Consider the following 17140-nt stretch of genomic DNA (forward strand, 5'->3'; position numbering starts at 1 on the left):
CGCATTCCGAACAAAAGAAAATGGATAAGAAGCAAGTGATAAAAGAGTGCGCCTGGAACGAAACACTTTTTCTGGAGTTGGACTTTGGGCGATTTGCAACGTTCCTCCATCTGGGAATGAAAGGAAGAAAAGATGACTTCGGGGTATCCCTAAAGAAGCTTCGGCTTTAATAGCCTCGCTATGTCGAAGTCGTCCAAGACGAATGAATGATTGAGGGGTCAAGAGTGCTTTAAGAAATCGGCAATTTGCCCTTGCTTGATTTTTCCAGACATATGGAAGCCGCTCCTTGTATCTTCTATTCTTCCAAGGATAAAGTATTCATAAAAACAAGCTGAAGTGTGGGTTTGAGATCAAAAATGTACCAGTCTAAAACGAAGGCATGCAGATAAATGCTCTGCCACTTGGCTGCTATAAGAATTCACGAGATTCTAATGTAACGTTTCTTACCTAGCTGCTTGTTTCATTTCACATCATGTTCCTATGAATATATAAAAAAGACGGCCCTATGGCTTTACCAAAGGTACCGTCTTTTTTTATCTTTTAAAAGAAATCTGCCAAATATGTTGTCCGCCGCGGAATGGCATCTTCCAACCGGCTAATAAGTTCATTAGTCCCTTGAAGACGCTCGATTCGGGCCATGAATCCTGCTTTCTGATAACCCATGAACAAAGCCGTCAACGTCTGTATGTTACAGCTAAGCAGATGTTCCTCTGCAGGTATTTCATCCTCTGATAACTTCGCTACGATGGCCGCCTTCCCATTATCGGTAAACTGTAGCCGATAGACACCTTCGTTCCAATCCGCATGCTTGTCTGAAATATGTAGATATATGGTTTCCGCCCCATCGCGAGCTTCATACACATACTGCGTCAGAAAAGCTTCTACATCTACAATTCTCGCCGAGAAATAAGTAATCTTCTCTTGTTTGAACTTAGGATCGTGCACCAGAAACGGAAGCTGGTCATCTACAGGTGCTTTCACTTCGACTTTGGTGATCATCGAATCATGATCTGCAATGAATTTCCATAAGCCGCGTCTTGCTTCCTCATCAAGAAAAACCAACTCATGGATGGTCGCCACCGTGTCCTTTACCTGGTAAAATACATAGCCCCGCTGTTCCCCTTGAGCGTTCTTGTAGACGGCAGCTGTACCCTTTTTAAATTTCAAATAGCGATTATTCCACCAGTCCGCATCCCGCTCCATCATGCCATTGTATGCTTTTGCAAACTCAGCGTAGATTGGATTCAGAATCTCTTCGCTTTTGGCTACACGTAAGATCGAACTGCCCTCTGCGGCTTGAAACTTGGGAAGCTTATCTACAGGAATTTCATATTTCAAATAATCCACGTAGGTTTCCCAGCCATATTTACGATAAAATTCAAACTTAAACGGCGCAAGAAAGGAGATTGTTTGCCCCCTCTCTCTCATCGTTTTAAGCGCTTGAACCAAAAGCTGTCCAACCATCCCATTGCGTCGGTACTCAGGCCATGTCGCTACGCCCGCAATACCGCCCATCGCGAAGCTCTTCCCGTTTAACCATGTCCGGAAGTTAAGTAAGGTGAGCTTTGCAGCCATATTCCCGTCAACAAAATAGCCCCACATTTGATTAGGATCTGTAGAGCTGATCCGCTCTGCCTTTTCCTCTGCGGTTAGCTCATATTGAAAAGCAAACTCAGATAGAGAAAAACTCTCTAGAATCTCCTCTTGTCGTAATGTACGAATTTCATTCATCTCAAATCACCTCATTTAGATTAGATCAGCTTTTTAACAAAGCGGCTGCTAGAACAGGCTTTCCTCTCGGCAAGACACCATGAGCATCGGGCTCTAACGTAATGGCAATCGTGTCATAATTATTCGGATTAAATGTGTAATATAACCCGCCTGTACCATTATGTGTCATGAAAGTGCCAGCATTCACAGGGGTTTCTTTCCCCTTAATCAACCACACTTGATAAGCCTCATTATTTTTCAGCTCTGGCAATTGCTCCGCTTGAACGAGCAAATGTGTCCCCTTCGCATCGATGACAATCGTGGCAAGTCCCTTTGCAACGATTTCCTTTGCCGTACTGCTCAACAGCCCCCTTCATGTGGGAAAGCAACGGGTTGAAAAAGATGAAATGGAAGTTAACGGTATGAAAAAGAAAATCGGAGCGAATGTTGTATTAAGAGACGGCCGCACGCAAGTTCCGCTTCGTTTCATCACGGAGCTGCTTGGCTGGGATGTTAAATGGAATGATGCTGACTGGTCTGTCACATTAACCAAAGCAGTAGCGATGGGTACGCATTCGCATTAATGAATAACAGGGCATATGTCCAATCAACGAATGCCCCCCGGTCATATGCTGTTATATAGGGATTCATCCTACAACATATACACAGGAGGGGATACTATGTCATATGCAGCTGGTTGTGGAACTCCAGGATACGGAAGTTCAGCAGGAGTCGTTCTTGTCCTTTATGTTCTGCTTGTCATTATTCTTGCCACGTTCTACTAATGGATTGAAATGCCTCACACATTGATTTCTTATAAAATTGGCCTACCTTCACCGACTTCTTAACGGAAGTTCAGCGATAGGTAGGCCATCTTTATTGGATAGGATAAACAATTACGCGTTCATCTCTTGCGAACCCCTTACCTCCAGCAGGTAAGTAAATCAAACAATCCGCGTCTTTGATAGAAACCATGATACTCGACTTATCAATACCTGATGGCTTAACCTTCAGACACCCATTGTTGTCCACATCCGTCGTTCCTCTGACATAACGCGGGTAAGCGGAGCCTTTATCATAATCAACGTCCAGCTGAGCCGTGATCGCTTTCGGATAAGGGGAGCGACACCCTGCCATCGCTTTAATCAGCGGTTTGGCAAACAGCTCAAAACCAACGAATGAAGCGCCCGGATTACCGGACAAAGCTAACAGCAATCGATTGTTCCATAGGGCTGCACTCGTGGGAGTGCCTGGCCGCATGGCTACTTTGTTGAACAACAGCTTGCCCTCAAATCGTCCAAAGACATCAACAAGGACGTCGTAATCGCCAACGGAAACACCGCCGGATGTGAGGACTAAGTCGACTTTGGGGAAAGTTTCCTGCAGCGCCGCCTCCACCTCCTCCACATCATCCGAAAGCGCCTGCATAATAACCGCGGATCCACCAGCAGCTTCCACCTGCGCCGCCAGCATGTAGCTGTTACTGTTGCGAATTCGTCCAGGCTGCAGCGCTTCTGCCACATTCAATAACTCAGAACCTGTTGAGAATATGGCGACCCTTGGTTGCCGATAAACAGATACATTCGAATAGCCGAAAGTAGCTAATATCGCCGCTTCGCCAGGCCCAATATGTGTACCTTGCTCAAGCAGTATATCCCCTAAACCGATTTCACCGGCTATTGGTGTTATATTGCTTGCAGCGGTTACGTTTTTTTTGATACTCACATGGTAGGAGCTCGTTCCCGCATCTTGCAGGGAATCCGTCATCTCCAGCATTACGACCGCATCCGCACCATCAGGTACAGGGGCTCCCGTCATAATTCGAGCAGCCGTACCGGATTGGATGGTAAGCTGAGGAACCGTTCCGCTTGGAATTCGCTCTATAACACGCAATACAACAGGAGCTTCTGGTGTGGCCTGCTCAATATCCTTTGAACATACGGCATACCCGTCAACACCTGATCTGCGAAAATGGGGCACCGGATGATCGGCAACTATGTCCACAGCCAGCCTTCGACCGAAAGCGGAAGATAGCGGAACTGACTCTATTGGTGTGTGTTTAACGTATTCGAAAAGCAGGCTTCGGGCTTCCTCAACCGAAATCACTTTACGCCCAAACTTAAGCTTACTATCGCTGCTCACTAGCGTCTATTCCTCCTAAGGTTAACCGCCAATTTGCGACATCCGGCGAAGTGTTGGTGTATGGGACTGCTCTTCATTCATCAGTGCCTGGGCCATCTCATGATTTTGTGGTTTGATATCCAAAGCGCGGAAGAACAAATCTTCTATCGCAGAGTCATCTCCGATATATTTTCGCACATTAAATTCATCCGACCAGTATAGACATGGCTTCACATTGCCATCCGCTGTTATTCGCAGACGATTGCAGGTTTCACAGAAATGATCACTAATCGGATGTATGAGGCCAAATGAGCCTAACGCTCCGTCAATTCGAAAGTTCTGAGAGGGACCATTTCCATAAACCGCGTCCGAGGCAGAAGCATTCCACCCTTTCGCTTTACAGCGATCTAAGACCGTGGTCAGGGATAAATAGCGGCTTTTCCAATCTTCGTCTTGATGACCGATTGGCATATATTCGATGAACCTAACCTGAATAGGACGGTCAATCGTCATTTGCAAAAAGTCTTCAATTTCGTCATCATTAATGCCTTTCATCAAGACTACATTGAGCTTAATTGGGGTGATGCCCACACGGTAAGCTTCTTCAATGCTAGCCAGAACACGATGAATATCCCCGCCTCTGGTTATCAAAGAGAACCGATCCGCTTTCAATGAATCCAAGCTAATATTAACACGGGTTAACCCTGCTGCACGAAGCTTTTCAGCCCTCGATGCAAAGTAAATCCCATTCGTCGTCAGAGCAATATCTTCAATTCCGGGAATTTGAGAAAGCATACCGATCAATTGCTCCAAGTTTTTGCGCACAAGGGGCTCTCCGCCGGTTAATCTCAACTTACGAACACCAAGTCCTGCCAGCACACGGACAACTTCAGTAATTTCCTCGAAAGTTAACAGCTTTTCATCCGGTTCAAATTCCATTCCTTCTTCAGGCATGCAGTATACACAGCGCAGATTACAACGATCTGTAACAGAAATTCGCAAGTAATCGTGCATCCGTCCGAATCGATCCATAAGTAGCTTCGGCATAGGAGTTCACCTCTCTCTATGTACATTATGGCATAATTTATAACAAAATCCTAGATTCCCTAGCGAGAACTATCTGGAAAAACAACTCTTATGGTAGATTAGCTGACATTTGCTCATACTCTTCCGGAGTATTCACATTTGTTACGAAATGGGTAGGGATATTTTGCTGTTCAAAAAAATCATTCTCTACAGGCTTCCAGTCCATAAGATCGAGCAGCCCCATTAAACGATACTGCTTTTGCTCCAGCAACACCTCTGCTTCGGAACCAACCAATCTTGAATATATGCCATGGAGAGGATGAACGCGACCGTCCAACACAGGAATAACGGCATCCAAATTAGCTTCTTGGCATAAAATGGCCATTGCCTTTGCCGCTTCGGCAGAAATAAAAGGCATATCACAGCCCACAATCCACAGATGCTGCTCTGTTGCGATCAGAGAGGCGGCATGAATGCCGCTTAAGGGCCCTTTTTGTACATATTGATCAGTGATACATTGTACGTCTATATCGGGAACCGAAGACAAGTGAGGCAGCAAAACCTCAGGTTCATTGGTTACGACAATGACTTGCTTGCAGATGCTCGACATTTCCTTCAACTGCTTAAGAAGCAAGGGCTGCCCTTGCACAGGGAGAAGGGCCTTTAACCTTCCTCCCATACGGCGATTGAGGCCCCCGGCAAGAATAACGCCTGTGATCATACTTCAAGCTCCGCTAACCGTTTAAGGAAGGATTGTTTCCAACTTGCCGATAATGCTTGTAAGGCTGCAATATGCTGAGCAGCTTCTATATTCGTTTTTTCGTGATACTTGATTTGATTGGCATGGGCAACAGTTACACCCGCTTCATCTTTGGCGATAAGCCTCACTTGTGTGTTCTTAGAGATTTCACCCTCTTTAAGAACCCTCAAATAGTAGCCAGTATAGCCTGTTTCCTGTACTTGGAGGACAGCGTCGACCCAATCCAAACGTTTCGCAAGTTTATGACAAGGTTGACGAGGCTGCGAGACCTGAACGATTACGTCACCAATCGCGTAGGTGTCACCAATGCAGACCTGATCTTCGAGCAAACCACGTACCGTAAGATTCTCACCAAACGTGCCTGCTTCCATCTTCTGACCTAGCACTTGCTCCCAGTGAGCGTAATGCTCCTCTGGGTACACACATAGCGCTTTGTCAGCTCCTCCATGCAGCGTCAGATCCGCTTGCCCATCTCCATCCAACTGTGTCTTCGATATATACAAAGATGAGCTGACCGGATATTTATAAATACCCGTAACCAGCTCTTTCCCTTGATACATGATTGTTTGTGGTAAACCAACGTTCACAGATACGACTTCCATCGTAATGTCCCTCATTTCCGAGCAAGTTTTTTAGTATTAACTATACCAAAATCCTCCTGGAAAGTCAGTTGCCAACTTACGTGTGTACAAGTAAATCACGCTTTGGATCTATCTACCCATGCATCGTTATCGTAACCTCTTACTTCCCAGTAGCCCAAATGCTCCTTCTCGATGAGCTCGATCCCTTGGAGCCATTTGACGGATTTGTAGGCATACATTTGAGGAACGATTAGTCGGACTGGTCCACCTAATTTTTGAGGAATGGGCTTACCATCCATGAGCACAGCGACCATAATATCATCCCCGTTTGCCTGGCTTAGGGACAATGCATCTGTGTATACCTTATCTCCTGAATAAAACTTCACATATTTCCCTTTGGCTTGAACACCAGCAGCGGCTAATAATTGCTTAAGCGGGATGCCCTCCCATGTACATTTATAAACGGACCAGCCGGTCACACAATGGAAATCACTAACCTGCACAGTCCGCTTCAGCTTCAAGAACTCTTCCCAGTTCCATGCACTGGGGTTATCAACCAGTCCGGATATCGCGAATTTCCACGTATCCGAGGAAAAAGCCGGAATTTCTGTAACGGTATAAATACGGAAATTCCCTTGCGCTCCTCCGCCTACAACAGCGGCGGAGTCCGGCAATGGCGCCGGCGGCGGAAGCATCCGGTTGCCGTCGGTTGCAATATATTCGGCGGTCGTGGAGCCGCCGGTATCGAATGCGCCTTTTATCCAGCGATAAAAGGCGGGACCGATCGCGATCACGAGCAGCAGTCCTGCAGCTATCCGCAGGAACGATGCGCGTGTGATCGGCGACTCTTTCAGCGCGGCGATGACCGCCTGCGCTGCTGTGCGCCTAGCCGTGGCGTCCTCTGTCGCCCCGGGCGCCTGGTTCGGCGCCGCTGCGATAGCGCTGGCGGCGGCTGGGGTTTGGACCGCCTGCTCAGCGGGCGGTCTTGCCGTGGCAGCGGCTTGATCAAGCCGCTGCTGGCGCTTAAGCCATCTGCTGCGCGAGATGGCGTGGTACACGGCATACGGCACTCCGACCCAGGTGAGCAGGTCATGCACGAAGAGTGCCGAATTGTTCAAAGCCGGTGGCAGATTGCGGAACTGCCACAAAATTACCCCTGATCCGGCCCAGCCAATCAGGAGCGCAAGGACGAACACCAGATTCGCGCGTTGATTACGGCGCGCGCGAATCTGGTGCCAATGCTTCCGAATCATTGGCGCGTAAAGCGCGATGAGCAGAATCGATGCGACACCCAAATAAATGTGAAGCTGCTTAATCGTCACACGGAAGCTCCCTAGATCTCCCCTAATCGCACCTATACTCAGAACGATGCCAGTCACAGTTAGCAGCAGCAAAATCCACGCATTCCAGCTATGAATCGCATTCAATCGCTTCCCAAAAGATTGCTTCAGCCATCCTCTTTTTGAATCCATACCGTCACCACCTTCATTCATTTACGATCTTTCCGTTATTCTTATCATAACGTATAAATATTAAAAAAGACTTACAAATTCGCTAATATTCGCATTGCTATCAACCAAAAGAAACCCCCAAACTCCACTTACATCGTGTCGATGGGGGCTAGTTTATATACATATTTGACTATCTCACTAAATACTTACAATTGACTAACAAAAAAAGACAAGCACCATTAGATGCCAGGCTTCCAAATCATTAAAATCCGATGGTGACCTAAGTAACGATGATAGACACTGTCTCAAATCCCCTCCAAACGGTGCCCAGACACAAGCAAAGTTGTATTAACTACAACAATAGTCAATTATATCTAGCCTTATCTCTGCAAATGCTGCATAAAGTGCAACAATTCCGCCCCATATTGGCCACTTTGGATGAAATACGCCTAAATTGTTGTACAACATACAACATCTCTGTCTTGGAAGGTAGAATCCAAGGAAATTGTTGTACGCCGTACAACTTACCGGCTTACAAGCAGAAAAAGCAATCATACAGTCATCCTAATCTGCCCCAACCTCCCCTGCGCCTAGAATCAAAAGCCCCCCCACCCGCGCAAAAAAACCACAAGAAGGGAAAATCCCTCTTGCGGTCCATATACGTTTCACTTGCAGTCTATATGCTTTTTATATTTGGACTACTTATGGTCTAAATGTGGTTTACTCGTACTCACTTGGCTCCTTGCAATATCCTGGCTCGACAATAATCTTGCTGCCGCTTCCAGCCTCTACCCCACTAATAAATCGGCAACGTAAACCAGAATCGGCTCCCCTGCCCTTTATCACCCGTATGACTATCAACGCCAATCGTTCCTCCATGCAGGTGAACAATCGATTTGGCAATCGCAAGTCCGAGGCCTGCGCCTCCACTTGCTCGAGTTCTTGATGGATCTGCACGATAGAAGCGATCAAAAACTTTACTGCTGTCCTCTTCCTCGATCCCTTGACCATGATCCTGAATATAAAGCTGCACATACTGCTTTGAGATCTGCTCAACTTTAATTTCAATAGTCCCACCGACAGGTGAATGCCGTATAGCGTTATCCAAAATATTAGAAAGAACCCGCTTCATTTCCTGGGGCATAATCGCCACCGGTGGCAATCGATCAGGCATGTCGACGTCCACTTGCAGCTGTTTTTCCTCCAACTGAAAAGCCAAGCTTTGCAAACCGTCTAACAGCAAGTGATCGACATGGTAGCGTTCAGGAACAAATTCAGTTCCTCCAGCATCCAGCTGCGACAGCTTAAATAATTCTTGAATTAGTCCGTCTAATCGTCCTGTTTCAAGCCGGATGGTTTGTAGATACCGTTCAAACGTTTCTTTATCTTGAATGACATCGTCCTGCAAAGCTTCTACGAATGCTTGAATGGACGCCATTGGGGTCCTCAAATCGTGAGAAACATTCGCTACGAGTTCTTTACGGGATGCCTCAGCGGTTCGCAATTTCTGAAAGCTTTCATTCAGCTTGCCCGTCATTCGATTGAATTGGTCTGCAAGTCTTTGGAATTCAGCAGGTCCAATCTGAGGCACTTGTCCCTCAAAATGCCCTTCCGAAATATGCGTCGTTTCCTCCGTAATCGCATGAATGGCTTTCTCAAGGGGGCGCGTCATGAAGTAATGGATGAGCATCGATACACTCGCTGCGCCAAGAGTTACCGTCGTCAACAGGACAACGTCTTTCCAGTTCAATAACATATATCGGTAGCATATAAACAAGGTGAGCAAAATAATACCCGTACTCACCCCACTCGCGATGAGCAAATAAATACGAAGCTTCATGATGGCTCCCTACCCTCAAATTTATAGCCAATCCCCCATACGGTCTTAATATATCGTGGTTGAGAGGGATTGGGCTCGATCTTCTCTCTCAGTCTGCGAATGTGGACAGTGACCGTTGTTGTATCGCCATAATAGTCGATATCCCACACTTTACTTAGGAGCTGATTGCGTGAAAATACTTGCTCCGGATGCCCTGCAAACAGGTGGAGCAGCTCAAATTCCTTCACGGTCAGCTCGATTTCCTTCCCGTTCACCCGAACACTCCGGTGCAGCACATTAAGTTCTAGCCCCGGAAACTTCATGATATGCGCAGGTGGCACAGCGCCTGCACCGTTAACCGCTTCCGTTTGGCCGCGCTGCTGCCTCCGCAAAATCGCTTTCGCTCGCAGCACCAGCTCGCGCGGCGAGAATGGCTTCGTCAAGTAGTCGTCTGCGCCCATCGTTAACCCCATGAGGCGATCCATTTCATCGCCTAGAGCCGTCAACATGATGATGGGCACATCCTGCTCGTTGCGAATTTCTTCGCACACTTGCCAGCCGTTTTTGCCCGGCATCATGAGGTCAAGAACAATCAGATGCGGGTTGTGCAGCCGCCATAAGCGGATGGCTTCGTCGCCACTCACCGCCGAAATAACCTGGTACCCCTCTCGCTGCAAATAGACGGTGCACACATCAATAATATTCGTTTCATCATCCACCACGAGAACGAGTGAACCCATACGGCATACCTCCTCAAGCATTCATTCTATTATACCGCAGAGCAATGAAATGAAGCTTACGTATGTATTACAAAAGTATTAAAGCTCCCCAAATTGCGGGGAGCTTCAGTCCTTTAGGTTTGCAAAGCAGCCTCGATAATAGGCTCCTCTTTTTTGTGATTAAGACTTCGAATATATCGCGACTGAGCAATACCGGCTAGGAGAATGATGGCAGCTAAGACGGCGAACATCATCTTCCCGCCAAAGTGACTGAATAACAAGCCTCCCAGAATGGGCCCAATGGCACGCGATAGCTGCCAATTCATACCGAACACGGAGAAATACCAACCTCTATGCTCCTCTGGTGCAATAACGGAGATCACCTTCTGAATATGGGGACCATTTAACATTTCACCAATGGTAAATAAAAGTTCAACAAAAAGGAGTATGGCAAAGATAGGTACAAATCCATAACCAACTGACACAATCGCAAACAACAGATAGGATGCTGCGACTACCAAATAGGCGGAAACGTGCTCAGTACGCTTGGCAATCCATATTTGCAGTGCAATAACGACACATCCATTGAAAGTAATAATGGTAGCAAAAACAGTCTTATAATTCTCGAAATGCTGCTGTAAATGCAGTGGGAACGTAGACTCCACTTGAGCATATAACAGCGATACCGGCATCGCTAGTAGCGTTATCCAAAGGAGCGGCTTATGATCCCGCCATCTGATTTTCGGCTTTGTCTTAGACAATTCCAGCTCCGCGGCGCTCTTCACAGGCATTGTCTCTGGAACCTTCAAGACGACCAACCCTGCGTATGCAAAGAGAGCAACCGCGCAAGTCAAAAATATAATTGTCGGATTCCAGGTGAATAAAAGCAGTCCAATCAGCGGTCCAAATGCTGAACCCATATTTAATGCGGTGTGCAGCAGAGCAAATACTTCAGCGCGCTTCTCCTGCGGGACAACATCCGCAATCTGTGCATTAGCAGCTGGTCCAAACATAGCATGGCCAATGCCGTTAATAATCGAAATGACAGCAAATTCCCAAACGTGACTGGCAAACATATAACCGCCAATGGCAAAAGCTTGGATAATAAGCGCAGCCAGCATCATCGGCTTCCGTCCATAACGATCGCTCAAGCTTCCAGCATACAAATTCACGAAAATTCCGCATAGCGGCTGCAATCCGATAATCAACATAGATAAGAAAATAGAACCATCCAGCTTGTCATACAAATAATAAACCAAATAAGGTCTCATCATAAATCCGGCTAATGAAGTTAGAATCGTCCCAACGACTCGAACCCATATCGCTGTATCATACTTGCTAATCAATGAAAACAATGGAATCCTGTGCATACAACCTCCTAGATGTTATTGGTCTTCTCAGTTTAGGGCTATTTGAGCAAAAGAAAAAGGTAAAATCTCGTTATAACGGATTTCACCTTTTATGAATGATTACCTATATAATTATCCGCCAATACGAATTTTGCGGTATGTATCGATAAATGAGAGGACATCTACTCTTTTCCCCCTCTTTTTCGCAACTCTGGCCATTTTCACGAGTGTTGTCCAGAATTCGTCTAGAACAGGAGATTCGAATTCATTTTCTTTGGGTGCTTGTGTGAGGTTATGTTTATTTTTATACGTCGTGCCCTCATCCGAAATGAGATACTGAATTTGACTTTTTTTCCACTGCTCCCCGGTTACATAACTTACTCCAATTTCGCGCATTTTTTTGCGTACAGAAGTTACGGGACGAGATAGTTCTCTAGCAATTACAACTGGAGGACACTCAGAGGAAAGGCGAATCAACTTGTCCAATTCCTGTGTGGACCAAGGTTTTTTAGTCATATTAATAACCCCACTTCGTAAAATGAATGTTTCGTTCTGCCTGTTAATGGTTACTAACTAAAGGTATAATAAGAGAATACCAACGAAATGTTAAAGAAGTATGAGTTAACCATAATGAAAGTATGAAGACATAACTTTTTCGATAATTTTCCCTATTTTATGTCCTTCGAACTACAATTGGGTGGCAAATTAGGACTTTATGCGTGGTAAATATTATCTAATGGAGAGTGAAGAACTATGAAACATCATATTAACGGAGCCGAACAGTTCGTCGAAGAAAAAGGGCATGGAGCACCTGTTATTTTACTGCACGGCTTTCCATTGGATCATCGCATGTGGCAGTCACAGATAGATGCTTTGTCAGCGAACTATCGTGTCATTACACCTGATTTACGTGGCATGGGCCAGTCTGATGTACCCAAATCGAATATATCGATAGACCAATATGCCAATGACATTTTAACTTTAATGGATAAAATGGGCATAGAAAAAGCCGCACTTGGCGGCTTCTCCATGGGTGGTTATGTGGCGTTTGCACTTCTACGCAAAGCTCCAAAACGTTTTACAGGTCTTATATTGGCCAATACTCGTCCTGAAGCAGATGGACAAGAGGCTCGTAAGAATCGTTTAAACATGGCAGTCTCTCTCTATGAAAAAGGGTCCGTAGTGGCAAGAGACGCTATGCTACCTAAACTTATTACAGAACCTTCAAAGGAAGCGCATCCTAAGCTCGTCGATACCTTGAGCATGGTGATGGAATCGATGCCAGCTGAGGGACTTGTCCATGCTTGTCTTGCTATGGCATTCCGCGAAGACTCTGTAGACTTACTTAGCTCTATTTCGGTGCCAACTCTCGTCATCGCTGGCGAACAAGACCCGATCGCGCCTCCGGATGTCATGAAGAAAATGGCCGACCAGATTACTGGCGCCAGCTATCATATCATACCAGCTGCCTCACATTTGACACCGATGGAAAAGCCGGAAGCTTTCAATGCGCTGCTGATTGATTTTCTGAAGGGCATTAAAGCCTAACCAACTGGTCCATGACCATCACAGCTGCACCAATCGCCAGGGCTTCCTCACCAAGCTGCCCTTTGCTGAAGACAACCTGATAGGCGGGGTAGTAGTACGTTTTCCGAATCGCTACCTGCGTAGCGGTTTGGAAAAACAACTCCCCTCCCGCAATTAACGGCCCCCCTAAGATTACCTTCTCAGGGTGCAAAATATTTAACAAGTTAGCTAGTCCGATGCCGAAATAGGTAGCTGCCTCCGTGATGATCTCCACAACTAGGGGATCATTTTTTTTGAGCGCCTCCAAAACATGCAGGTACGTGACCTGCTCAGGGTCATCAACCAAATGAGACAACACCGTGGATCGACCTTGCTTTAATGCCGATCGAGCCGCCTTCTCGATGGCATATAAGGAAGCATACGACTCCAATGCTCCATAGTTGCCTGACGTATTACGGTGGGCAACACCATCCGTTTGAATAATCATTTGACCCACTGAGCCTTCCATATCGACGGCACCATAAATAACCTTTCCTTCCGAAACCATGGAGGAGCGCAAACCAATACCAGCATGAATATAGAGCAGATGCCTAAAGCTCTGTGTACGTTGATGCCATGATTCAGCTAGGATGGCCGTGTTAGCACCATTATCCAGCAGTGCGGGAATACCTAGCTCCCCTGTTAGCTGCCTGCAGATCTCAACATTTCTCCATCCTTTTGCTGGAAAATAAGACGGCTCTAAGATGGTACCTGACAAGCGATCTACAGGACCAACGGCACCAATCCCTATTCCCAGCACTGATGAAGAATGTAAGTGGTGAGCCGCTAACATCCTTTTTACCTCTTCCACGATAAGACGAATCAGCACATCCGGCGTCATCTCAGCCGTCATCGTCCAACTCTTAGTATCCAATTTCTTCATTCCCAGATCAACAAGAACCAGCTTGGACAATGTTCTGGATATTTCCAAACCAAATACATAAGCATAGGCCGGATTCTTTTCATACAGAATCGGCCTACGCCCACCTGTTGAAGCACCGAAACCAGATTCAAGGATAAGTCCTTGAACCGTCAGTTCCTCCAAAAGACGCGTCAACGTAGATACCGTCATCCCACTTTGCTCTAACAACTCCGTTTTGGAAACCGTTGTTTGACGACAAATTCGCTCATAGATTTCTTTCGCCTTACGATTCGGAATTCGTTCCGTTATGATATCTACGTTCAAAGAAGCAGCCCCCAATGATAATCTTTCTCATATATTTCGCCATTGGGAAGCCAAAATCCTTCCTTGCCTCCCCCTTATTCCTTCGATCCAATCATCAGAGTATAGCCCATATACGGATGATATTTATTGACGAGCTCATCGTATTTGGCAGTGATTTGCCAAATCCGCGGATCCATAAACGACTGCTTATCAGACAAGTGAACAGGATCTGGATGTTGAACTTGATCTTCGAACATCGTTAGCGGAAAAGAATGTATCCCTGAGAAGTCCACGGGGTCAAACTTGCTCTTTTCTAACAACTCCCGCCATTCATCCATACTATATATTTTATTTACCCCATAGAAGCTGCACAGGGCCCTGTGAATTCCTGGTGACATCTCTTTGATTCGGATGACTTCTCGGTCATAAAGCTTACCTTCAGATTTAAGCACCCTATAATACTCAGATACTGCTTTCTGAGCATCTGCAAAATTAGTCACTGACTCCACCATCACAACATCAAAAGTATGATCTTCAAAGGGTAATTGGCATACATCCCCAACCATGAATTGCACCTGTACCCCTTGCTTCTCTGCTCTTATGATCGCTTTCGCAATCATTTCCGGACGAATATCGACCGCTGTTACTTCACATCCTTGCTCGGCCAGGAAACATGCCGTTCTTCCAGTCCCGCATCCGACTTCTAGCACGCGCTTCCCTTTTTCAATGGGATACTTCTTCAATTGCTCAATCGTTTCTCCAAAACCCCCGGGATGCGCATTGCCCACTCCTAATTTGGCTAACATATCTAAGTACTCGATAGCACTTACACCTCCACAATGGCATATCATTCTCTTTTCTACCATATGGGGGGCTGCCGCCTCATGTTCAGATTCTTGAACCATTTTTGGAAAAAAGGCGTTCGCCTAAAAGCGCTGTTTCAACGTCTTTTAGGCTAAATACCCAATCAAATTATCGCTTCTCTCCATAGGATATTATTGTCTCTCATCCGATTTCTTAGAGAGCATTCCTTCAGATGGGGGGTGACATAAATGGGTGTTGCTGCTGCTACTGGTGTTGGATATGGACATGGAACTTCTTCCGCTGCTGTTCTCGTATTATTCATTTTGCTCGTAATCGTAACTATGAGTTTCTGCTGGTAATCCTGATATATTAGGGATATTGCAAAAAATAAGGAGCTTCGGTTCATTTGAACCTGGCTCCTTCTACATACGTGTTATCATTTTTTTATGTCGTTACATTTTTGGGTAGTAATAGAAAAAGCTCATGAAATCATTAGATTTCATGAGCTTTTTCTATTCGTTATACCGGCAAGAGGACTCGAACCTCCACCCTTTCGGACTCGATTTTGAGTCGAGCGCGTCTGCCATTCCGCCATGCCGGCATATGAAGTTGTAAAAATAATGGTGCCGAAGACCAGACTTGAACTGGTACGGTAGTCACCTACCGCAGGATTTTAAGTCCTGTGCGTCTGCCGATTCCGCCACTCCGGCTAATAAATGTGGAGGCGCCACCCAGATTCGAACTGGGGGTAAAGCTTTTGCAGAGCTCTGCCTTACCACTTGGCTATGGCGCCTTAGTAATAATGGAGCGGAAGACGGGGATCGAACCCGCGACCCTCGCCTTGGCAAGGCGATGCTCTACCGCTGAGCCACTTCCGCATATAAAACTGGGGATCAAGGATTTGAACCTTGGCATGACGGAGTCAAAGTCCGTTGCCTTACCGCTTGGCTAATCCCCATTATGTTACTTGGGTAATAATGGGCGGACGACGGGACTTGAACCCGCGAATGCTGGATCCACAAACCAGTGCGTTAACCCCTTCGCCACGACCGCCACAATATTAAGTTTCTTACTTTTTTGGCAGGGGCAGCAGGAATTGAACCCACACCAAAGGTTTTGGAGACCTTTGTTCTACCCTTAAACTATGCCCCTAGAAAAAGTAAATGGAGGCTGATGGATTCGAACCACCGAACTCGAAGAGAGCAGATTTACAGTCTGCCGTGTTTAGCCACTTCACTAAGCCTCCACAAAGCAATGGTGCCGTCGAGAGGACTTGAACCCCCAACCTACTGATTACAAGTCAGTTGCTCTACCAGTTGAGCTACAACGGCTTATTTAATTAAGAAATGGTGGCTTTGGACGGAATCGAACCGCCGACACGAGGATTTTCAGTCCTCTGCTCTACCGACTGAGCTACAAAGCCTTACTTAATTTTCAAAAAGATGGCGGAGCTGACGGGATTCGAACCCGCGGTCTCCTGCGTGACAGGCAGGCATGTTAGGCCACTACACCACAGCTCCATGCTAAGTACAATATCTTCTATAAGAAGATTGGTTGCGGGGGCAGGATTTGAACCTGCGGCCTTCGGGTTATGAGCCCGACGAGCTACCGGGCTGCTCCACCCCGCGTCATTAAGCATATATGATGATTCCGAGTAAAGCAAGTCTTGCTTAAGGAATCATGGTGGAGGCTGACGGGATCGAACCGCCGACCCTCTGCTTGTAAGGCAGATGCTCTCCCAGCTGAGCTAAGCCTCCATGGGAGTAATAATGGTGACCCGTAGGGGACTCGAACCCCTGTTACCTCCGTGAAAGGGAGGTGTCTTAACCACTTGACCAACGGGCCTTACTAGAAAGATAGTGGCGGAGAGAGAGGGATTCGAACCCTCGAGACGCTTGTGACGCCTACACGATTTCCAATCGTGCTCCTTCGGCCAGCTCGGACACCTCTCCATATGGCTCCCCGAACAGGACTCGAACCTGTGACAACTCGATTAACAGTCGAGTGCTCTACCAACTGAGCTATCAGGGAATAGAAACATTGTTTACATCAAGGATTTATTCCTTGAA

At 46.5% G+C, this 17140-nt stretch carries 17 protein-coding genes and 16 tRNA genes; 4 read left to right on the plus strand and 29 right to left on the minus strand.

Annotated elements, in window-relative coordinates:
- Positions 1–540: 540 nt before the first annotated feature.
- Both GC102_RS30955 and GC102_RS30960 read right to left on the minus strand, forming a co-directional pair.
- Positions 541–1731, minus strand: a complete 1191-nt coding sequence (locus GC102_RS30955; protein WP_171692901.1) for a GNAT family N-acetyltransferase — start codon at positions 1729–1731, stop codon at positions 541–543.
- Between the two features lie 25 nt (positions 1732–1756).
- Positions 1757–2074 (minus strand): anti-sigma factor, encoded by a 318-nt coding sequence (locus GC102_RS30960; RefSeq protein WP_246321204.1) that lies wholly within the window; start codon positions 2072–2074, stop codon positions 1757–1759.
- Here GC102_RS30960 and GC102_RS40175 point away from each other — a divergent pair.
- On the plus strand, positions 2022–2294 hold the full coding sequence (locus tag GC102_RS40175) for a stalk domain-containing protein (RefSeq protein ID WP_171692902.1): 273 nt from the start codon (positions 2022–2024) through the stop codon (positions 2292–2294). The genes GC102_RS30960 and GC102_RS40175 overlap by 53 nt on opposite strands.
- A 96-nt stretch (positions 2295–2390) precedes the next feature.
- Entirely contained in the window at positions 2391–2495 is a 105-nt protein-coding gene (locus GC102_RS39175) for a YjcZ family sporulation protein (RefSeq protein WP_216628217.1), read from the plus strand.
- A 91-nt stretch (positions 2496–2586) separates the two neighbouring features.
- On the opposite strand, the gene GC102_RS30970 is transcribed toward GC102_RS39175, so the two are convergent.
- The 9 genes from GC102_RS30970 to GC102_RS31010 form a co-directional block, all read right to left on the minus strand.
- Positions 2587–3852 carry a molybdopterin molybdotransferase MoeA gene (locus tag GC102_RS30970; protein ID WP_171692903.1) on the minus strand — a complete coding sequence of 422 codons (1266 nt, stop codon included), beginning with the start codon at positions 3850–3852 and terminating at the stop codon, positions 2587–2589.
- A 21-nt stretch (positions 3853–3873) separates the two neighbouring features.
- Positions 3874–4878, minus strand: a complete 1005-nt coding sequence (gene moaA / locus GC102_RS30975; RefSeq protein ID WP_171692904.1) for a GTP 3',8-cyclase MoaA — start codon at positions 4876–4878, stop codon at positions 3874–3876.
- An 88-nt stretch (positions 4879–4966) separates the two neighbouring features.
- The gene (gene mobA / locus GC102_RS30980; RefSeq protein ID WP_171692905.1) at positions 4967–5578 is read right to left on the minus strand and encodes a molybdenum cofactor guanylyltransferase; all 612 of its coding nucleotides are present in this window, start codon (positions 5576–5578) and stop codon (positions 4967–4969) included.
- Entirely contained in the window at positions 5575–6234 is a 660-nt protein-coding gene (locus GC102_RS30985; protein ID WP_171692906.1) for an MOSC domain-containing protein, read from the minus strand. The genes mobA and GC102_RS30985 overlap by 4 nt, the downstream gene beginning before the upstream one ends.
- Before the next feature lie 80 nt (positions 6235–6314).
- A complete protein-coding gene (locus GC102_RS30990) occupies positions 6315–7670 on the minus strand; it encodes a molybdopterin-dependent oxidoreductase (protein WP_171692907.1) in 1356 nt (451 codons plus the stop codon).
- A gap of 775 nt (positions 7671–8445) precedes the next feature.
- On the minus strand, positions 8446–9489 hold the full coding sequence (locus GC102_RS30995) for a HAMP domain-containing sensor histidine kinase (protein ID WP_171692908.1): 1044 nt from the start codon (positions 9487–9489) through the stop codon (positions 8446–8448).
- Positions 9486–10208 carry a response regulator transcription factor gene (locus tag GC102_RS31000; RefSeq protein ID WP_171692909.1) on the minus strand — a complete coding sequence of 241 codons (723 nt, stop codon included), beginning with the start codon at positions 10206–10208 and terminating at the stop codon, positions 9486–9488. The genes GC102_RS30995 and GC102_RS31000 overlap by 4 nt, the downstream gene beginning before the upstream one ends.
- Before the next feature lie 113 nt (positions 10209–10321).
- Entirely contained in the window at positions 10322–11557 is a 1236-nt protein-coding gene (locus tag GC102_RS31005) for an MDR family MFS transporter (RefSeq protein WP_171692910.1), read from the minus strand.
- 111 nt (positions 11558–11668) lie between these two features.
- A complete protein-coding gene (locus GC102_RS31010; RefSeq protein ID WP_057307726.1) occupies positions 11669–12052 on the minus strand; it encodes a hypothetical protein in 384 nt (127 codons plus the stop codon).
- 237 nt (positions 12053–12289) lie between these two features.
- Between GC102_RS31010 and GC102_RS31015 the strand changes: the two genes are divergently transcribed.
- Positions 12290–13084, plus strand: a complete 795-nt coding sequence (locus tag GC102_RS31015) for an alpha/beta fold hydrolase (RefSeq protein ID WP_171692911.1) — start codon at positions 12290–12292, stop codon at positions 13082–13084.
- Here the strand turns inward: GC102_RS31015 and GC102_RS31020 are convergent.
- Complete coding sequence (locus tag GC102_RS31020) at positions 13074–14288, minus strand: ROK family protein (protein ID WP_171692912.1); 1215 nt, start codon at positions 14286–14288, stop codon at positions 13074–13076. The two genes, GC102_RS31015 and GC102_RS31020, sit on opposite strands and share 11 nt — an antisense overlap.
- Before the next feature lie 74 nt (positions 14289–14362).
- Complete coding sequence (locus tag GC102_RS31025; RefSeq protein ID WP_171692913.1) at positions 14363–15133, minus strand: class I SAM-dependent methyltransferase; 771 nt, start codon at positions 15131–15133, stop codon at positions 14363–14365.
- Between the two features lie 186 nt (positions 15134–15319).
- Between GC102_RS31025 and GC102_RS31030 the strand changes: the two genes are divergently transcribed.
- Positions 15320–15430: a YjcZ family sporulation protein gene (locus GC102_RS31030; protein ID WP_171692914.1), complete on the plus strand. Its 111-nt coding sequence runs from the start codon at positions 15320–15322 to the stop codon at positions 15428–15430.
- Positions 15431–15593: 163 nt separating this feature from the next.
- On the opposite strand, the gene GC102_RS31035 is transcribed toward GC102_RS31030, so the two are convergent.
- The 16 genes from GC102_RS31035 to GC102_RS31110 form a co-directional block, all read right to left on the minus strand.
- Positions 15594–15672 (minus strand) — tRNA-Leu (locus GC102_RS31035).
- A 20-nt stretch (positions 15673–15692) separates the two neighbouring features.
- A tRNA-Leu gene (locus GC102_RS31040) sits at positions 15693–15781 on the minus strand.
- A 9-nt stretch (positions 15782–15790) separates the two neighbouring features.
- Positions 15791–15864, minus strand: a tRNA-Cys gene (locus GC102_RS31045).
- Between the two features lie 10 nt (positions 15865–15874).
- Positions 15875–15949, minus strand: a tRNA-Gly gene (locus GC102_RS31050).
- A gap of 8 nt (positions 15950–15957) precedes the next feature.
- Positions 15958–16029: transfer RNA gene (locus GC102_RS31055), tRNA-Gln, on the minus strand.
- Positions 16030–16051: 22 nt separating this feature from the next.
- Positions 16052–16124, minus strand: a tRNA-His gene (locus tag GC102_RS31060).
- A 25-nt stretch (positions 16125–16149) separates the two neighbouring features.
- A tRNA-Trp gene (locus GC102_RS31065) sits at positions 16150–16223 on the minus strand.
- A 12-nt stretch (positions 16224–16235) separates the two neighbouring features.
- Positions 16236–16317, minus strand: a tRNA-Tyr gene (locus GC102_RS31070).
- A 9-nt stretch (positions 16318–16326) separates the two neighbouring features.
- Positions 16327–16402, minus strand: a tRNA-Thr gene (locus GC102_RS31075).
- Between the two features lie 16 nt (positions 16403–16418).
- Positions 16419–16494, minus strand: a tRNA-Phe gene (locus GC102_RS31080).
- A gap of 20 nt (positions 16495–16514) precedes the next feature.
- A tRNA-Asp gene (locus GC102_RS31085) sits at positions 16515–16591 on the minus strand.
- Between the two features lie 31 nt (positions 16592–16622).
- A tRNA-Met gene (locus tag GC102_RS31090) sits at positions 16623–16699 on the minus strand.
- A gap of 53 nt (positions 16700–16752) precedes the next feature.
- Positions 16753–16828: transfer RNA gene (locus tag GC102_RS31095), tRNA-Val, on the minus strand.
- Between the two features lie 13 nt (positions 16829–16841).
- Positions 16842–16916, minus strand: a tRNA-Glu gene (locus GC102_RS31100).
- 15 nt (positions 16917–16931) lie between these two features.
- Positions 16932–17023, minus strand: a tRNA-Ser gene (locus tag GC102_RS31105).
- Positions 17024–17026: 3 nt separating this feature from the next.
- Positions 17027–17102: transfer RNA gene (locus GC102_RS31110), tRNA-Asn, on the minus strand.
- Between the last annotated feature and the right edge of the window lie 38 nt (positions 17103–17140).

Source organism: Paenibacillus germinis, assembly GCF_013141785.1.
In the GTDB taxonomy this organism is placed as follows: Bacteria; Bacillota; Bacilli; order Paenibacillales; family NBRC-103111; genus Paenibacillus_E; species Paenibacillus_E phytorum.

What these genes read in the sequence shown, in the direction of transcription:
- mobA (WP_171692905.1), bottom strand. Translation starts at nt 5,578, where the DNA reads ATGATCACAGGCGTTATTCTTGCCGGGGGCCTCAATCGCCGTATGGGA.
- GC102_RS40175 (WP_171692902.1), top strand. Translation starts at nt 2,022, where the DNA reads ATGACAATCGTGGCAAGTCCCTTTGCAACGATTTCCTTTGCCGTACTG.
- GC102_RS31010 (WP_057307726.1), bottom strand. Translation starts at nt 12,052, where the DNA reads ATGACTAAAAAACCTTGGTCCACACAGGAATTGGACAAGTTGATTCGC.
- GC102_RS30995 (WP_171692908.1), bottom strand. Translation starts at nt 9,489, where the DNA reads ATGAAGCTTCGTATTTATTTGCTCATCGCGAGTGGGGTGAGTACGGGT.
- GC102_RS31000 (WP_171692909.1), bottom strand. Translation starts at nt 10,208, where the DNA reads ATGGGTTCACTCGTTCTCGTGGTGGATGATGAAACGAATATTATTGAT.
- GC102_RS31025 (WP_171692913.1), bottom strand. Translation starts at nt 15,133, where the DNA reads ATGGTAGAAAAGAGAATGATATGCCATTGTGGAGGTGTAAGTGCTATC.
- GC102_RS30990 (WP_171692907.1), bottom strand. Translation starts at nt 7,670, where the DNA reads ATGGATTCAAAAAGAGGATGGCTGAAGCAATCTTTTGGGAAGCGATTG.
- GC102_RS30955 (WP_171692901.1), bottom strand. Translation starts at nt 1,731, where the DNA reads ATGAATGAAATTCGTACATTACGACAAGAGGAGATTCTAGAGAGTTTT.
- moaA (WP_171692904.1), bottom strand. Translation starts at nt 4,878, where the DNA reads ATGCCGAAGCTACTTATGGATCGATTCGGACGGATGCACGATTACTTG.
- GC102_RS31015 (WP_171692911.1), top strand. Translation starts at nt 12,290, where the DNA reads ATGAAACATCATATTAACGGAGCCGAACAGTTCGTCGAAGAAAAAGGG.
- GC102_RS30985 (WP_171692906.1), bottom strand. Translation starts at nt 6,234, where the DNA reads ATGAGGGACATTACGATGGAAGTCGTATCTGTGAACGTTGGTTTACCA.
- GC102_RS31005 (WP_171692910.1), bottom strand. Translation starts at nt 11,557, where the DNA reads ATGCACAGGATTCCATTGTTTTCATTGATTAGCAAGTATGATACAGCG.
- GC102_RS31030 (WP_171692914.1), top strand. Translation starts at nt 15,320, where the DNA reads ATGGGTGTTGCTGCTGCTACTGGTGTTGGATATGGACATGGAACTTCT.
- GC102_RS39175 (WP_216628217.1), top strand. Translation starts at nt 2,391, where the DNA reads ATGTCATATGCAGCTGGTTGTGGAACTCCAGGATACGGAAGTTCAGCA.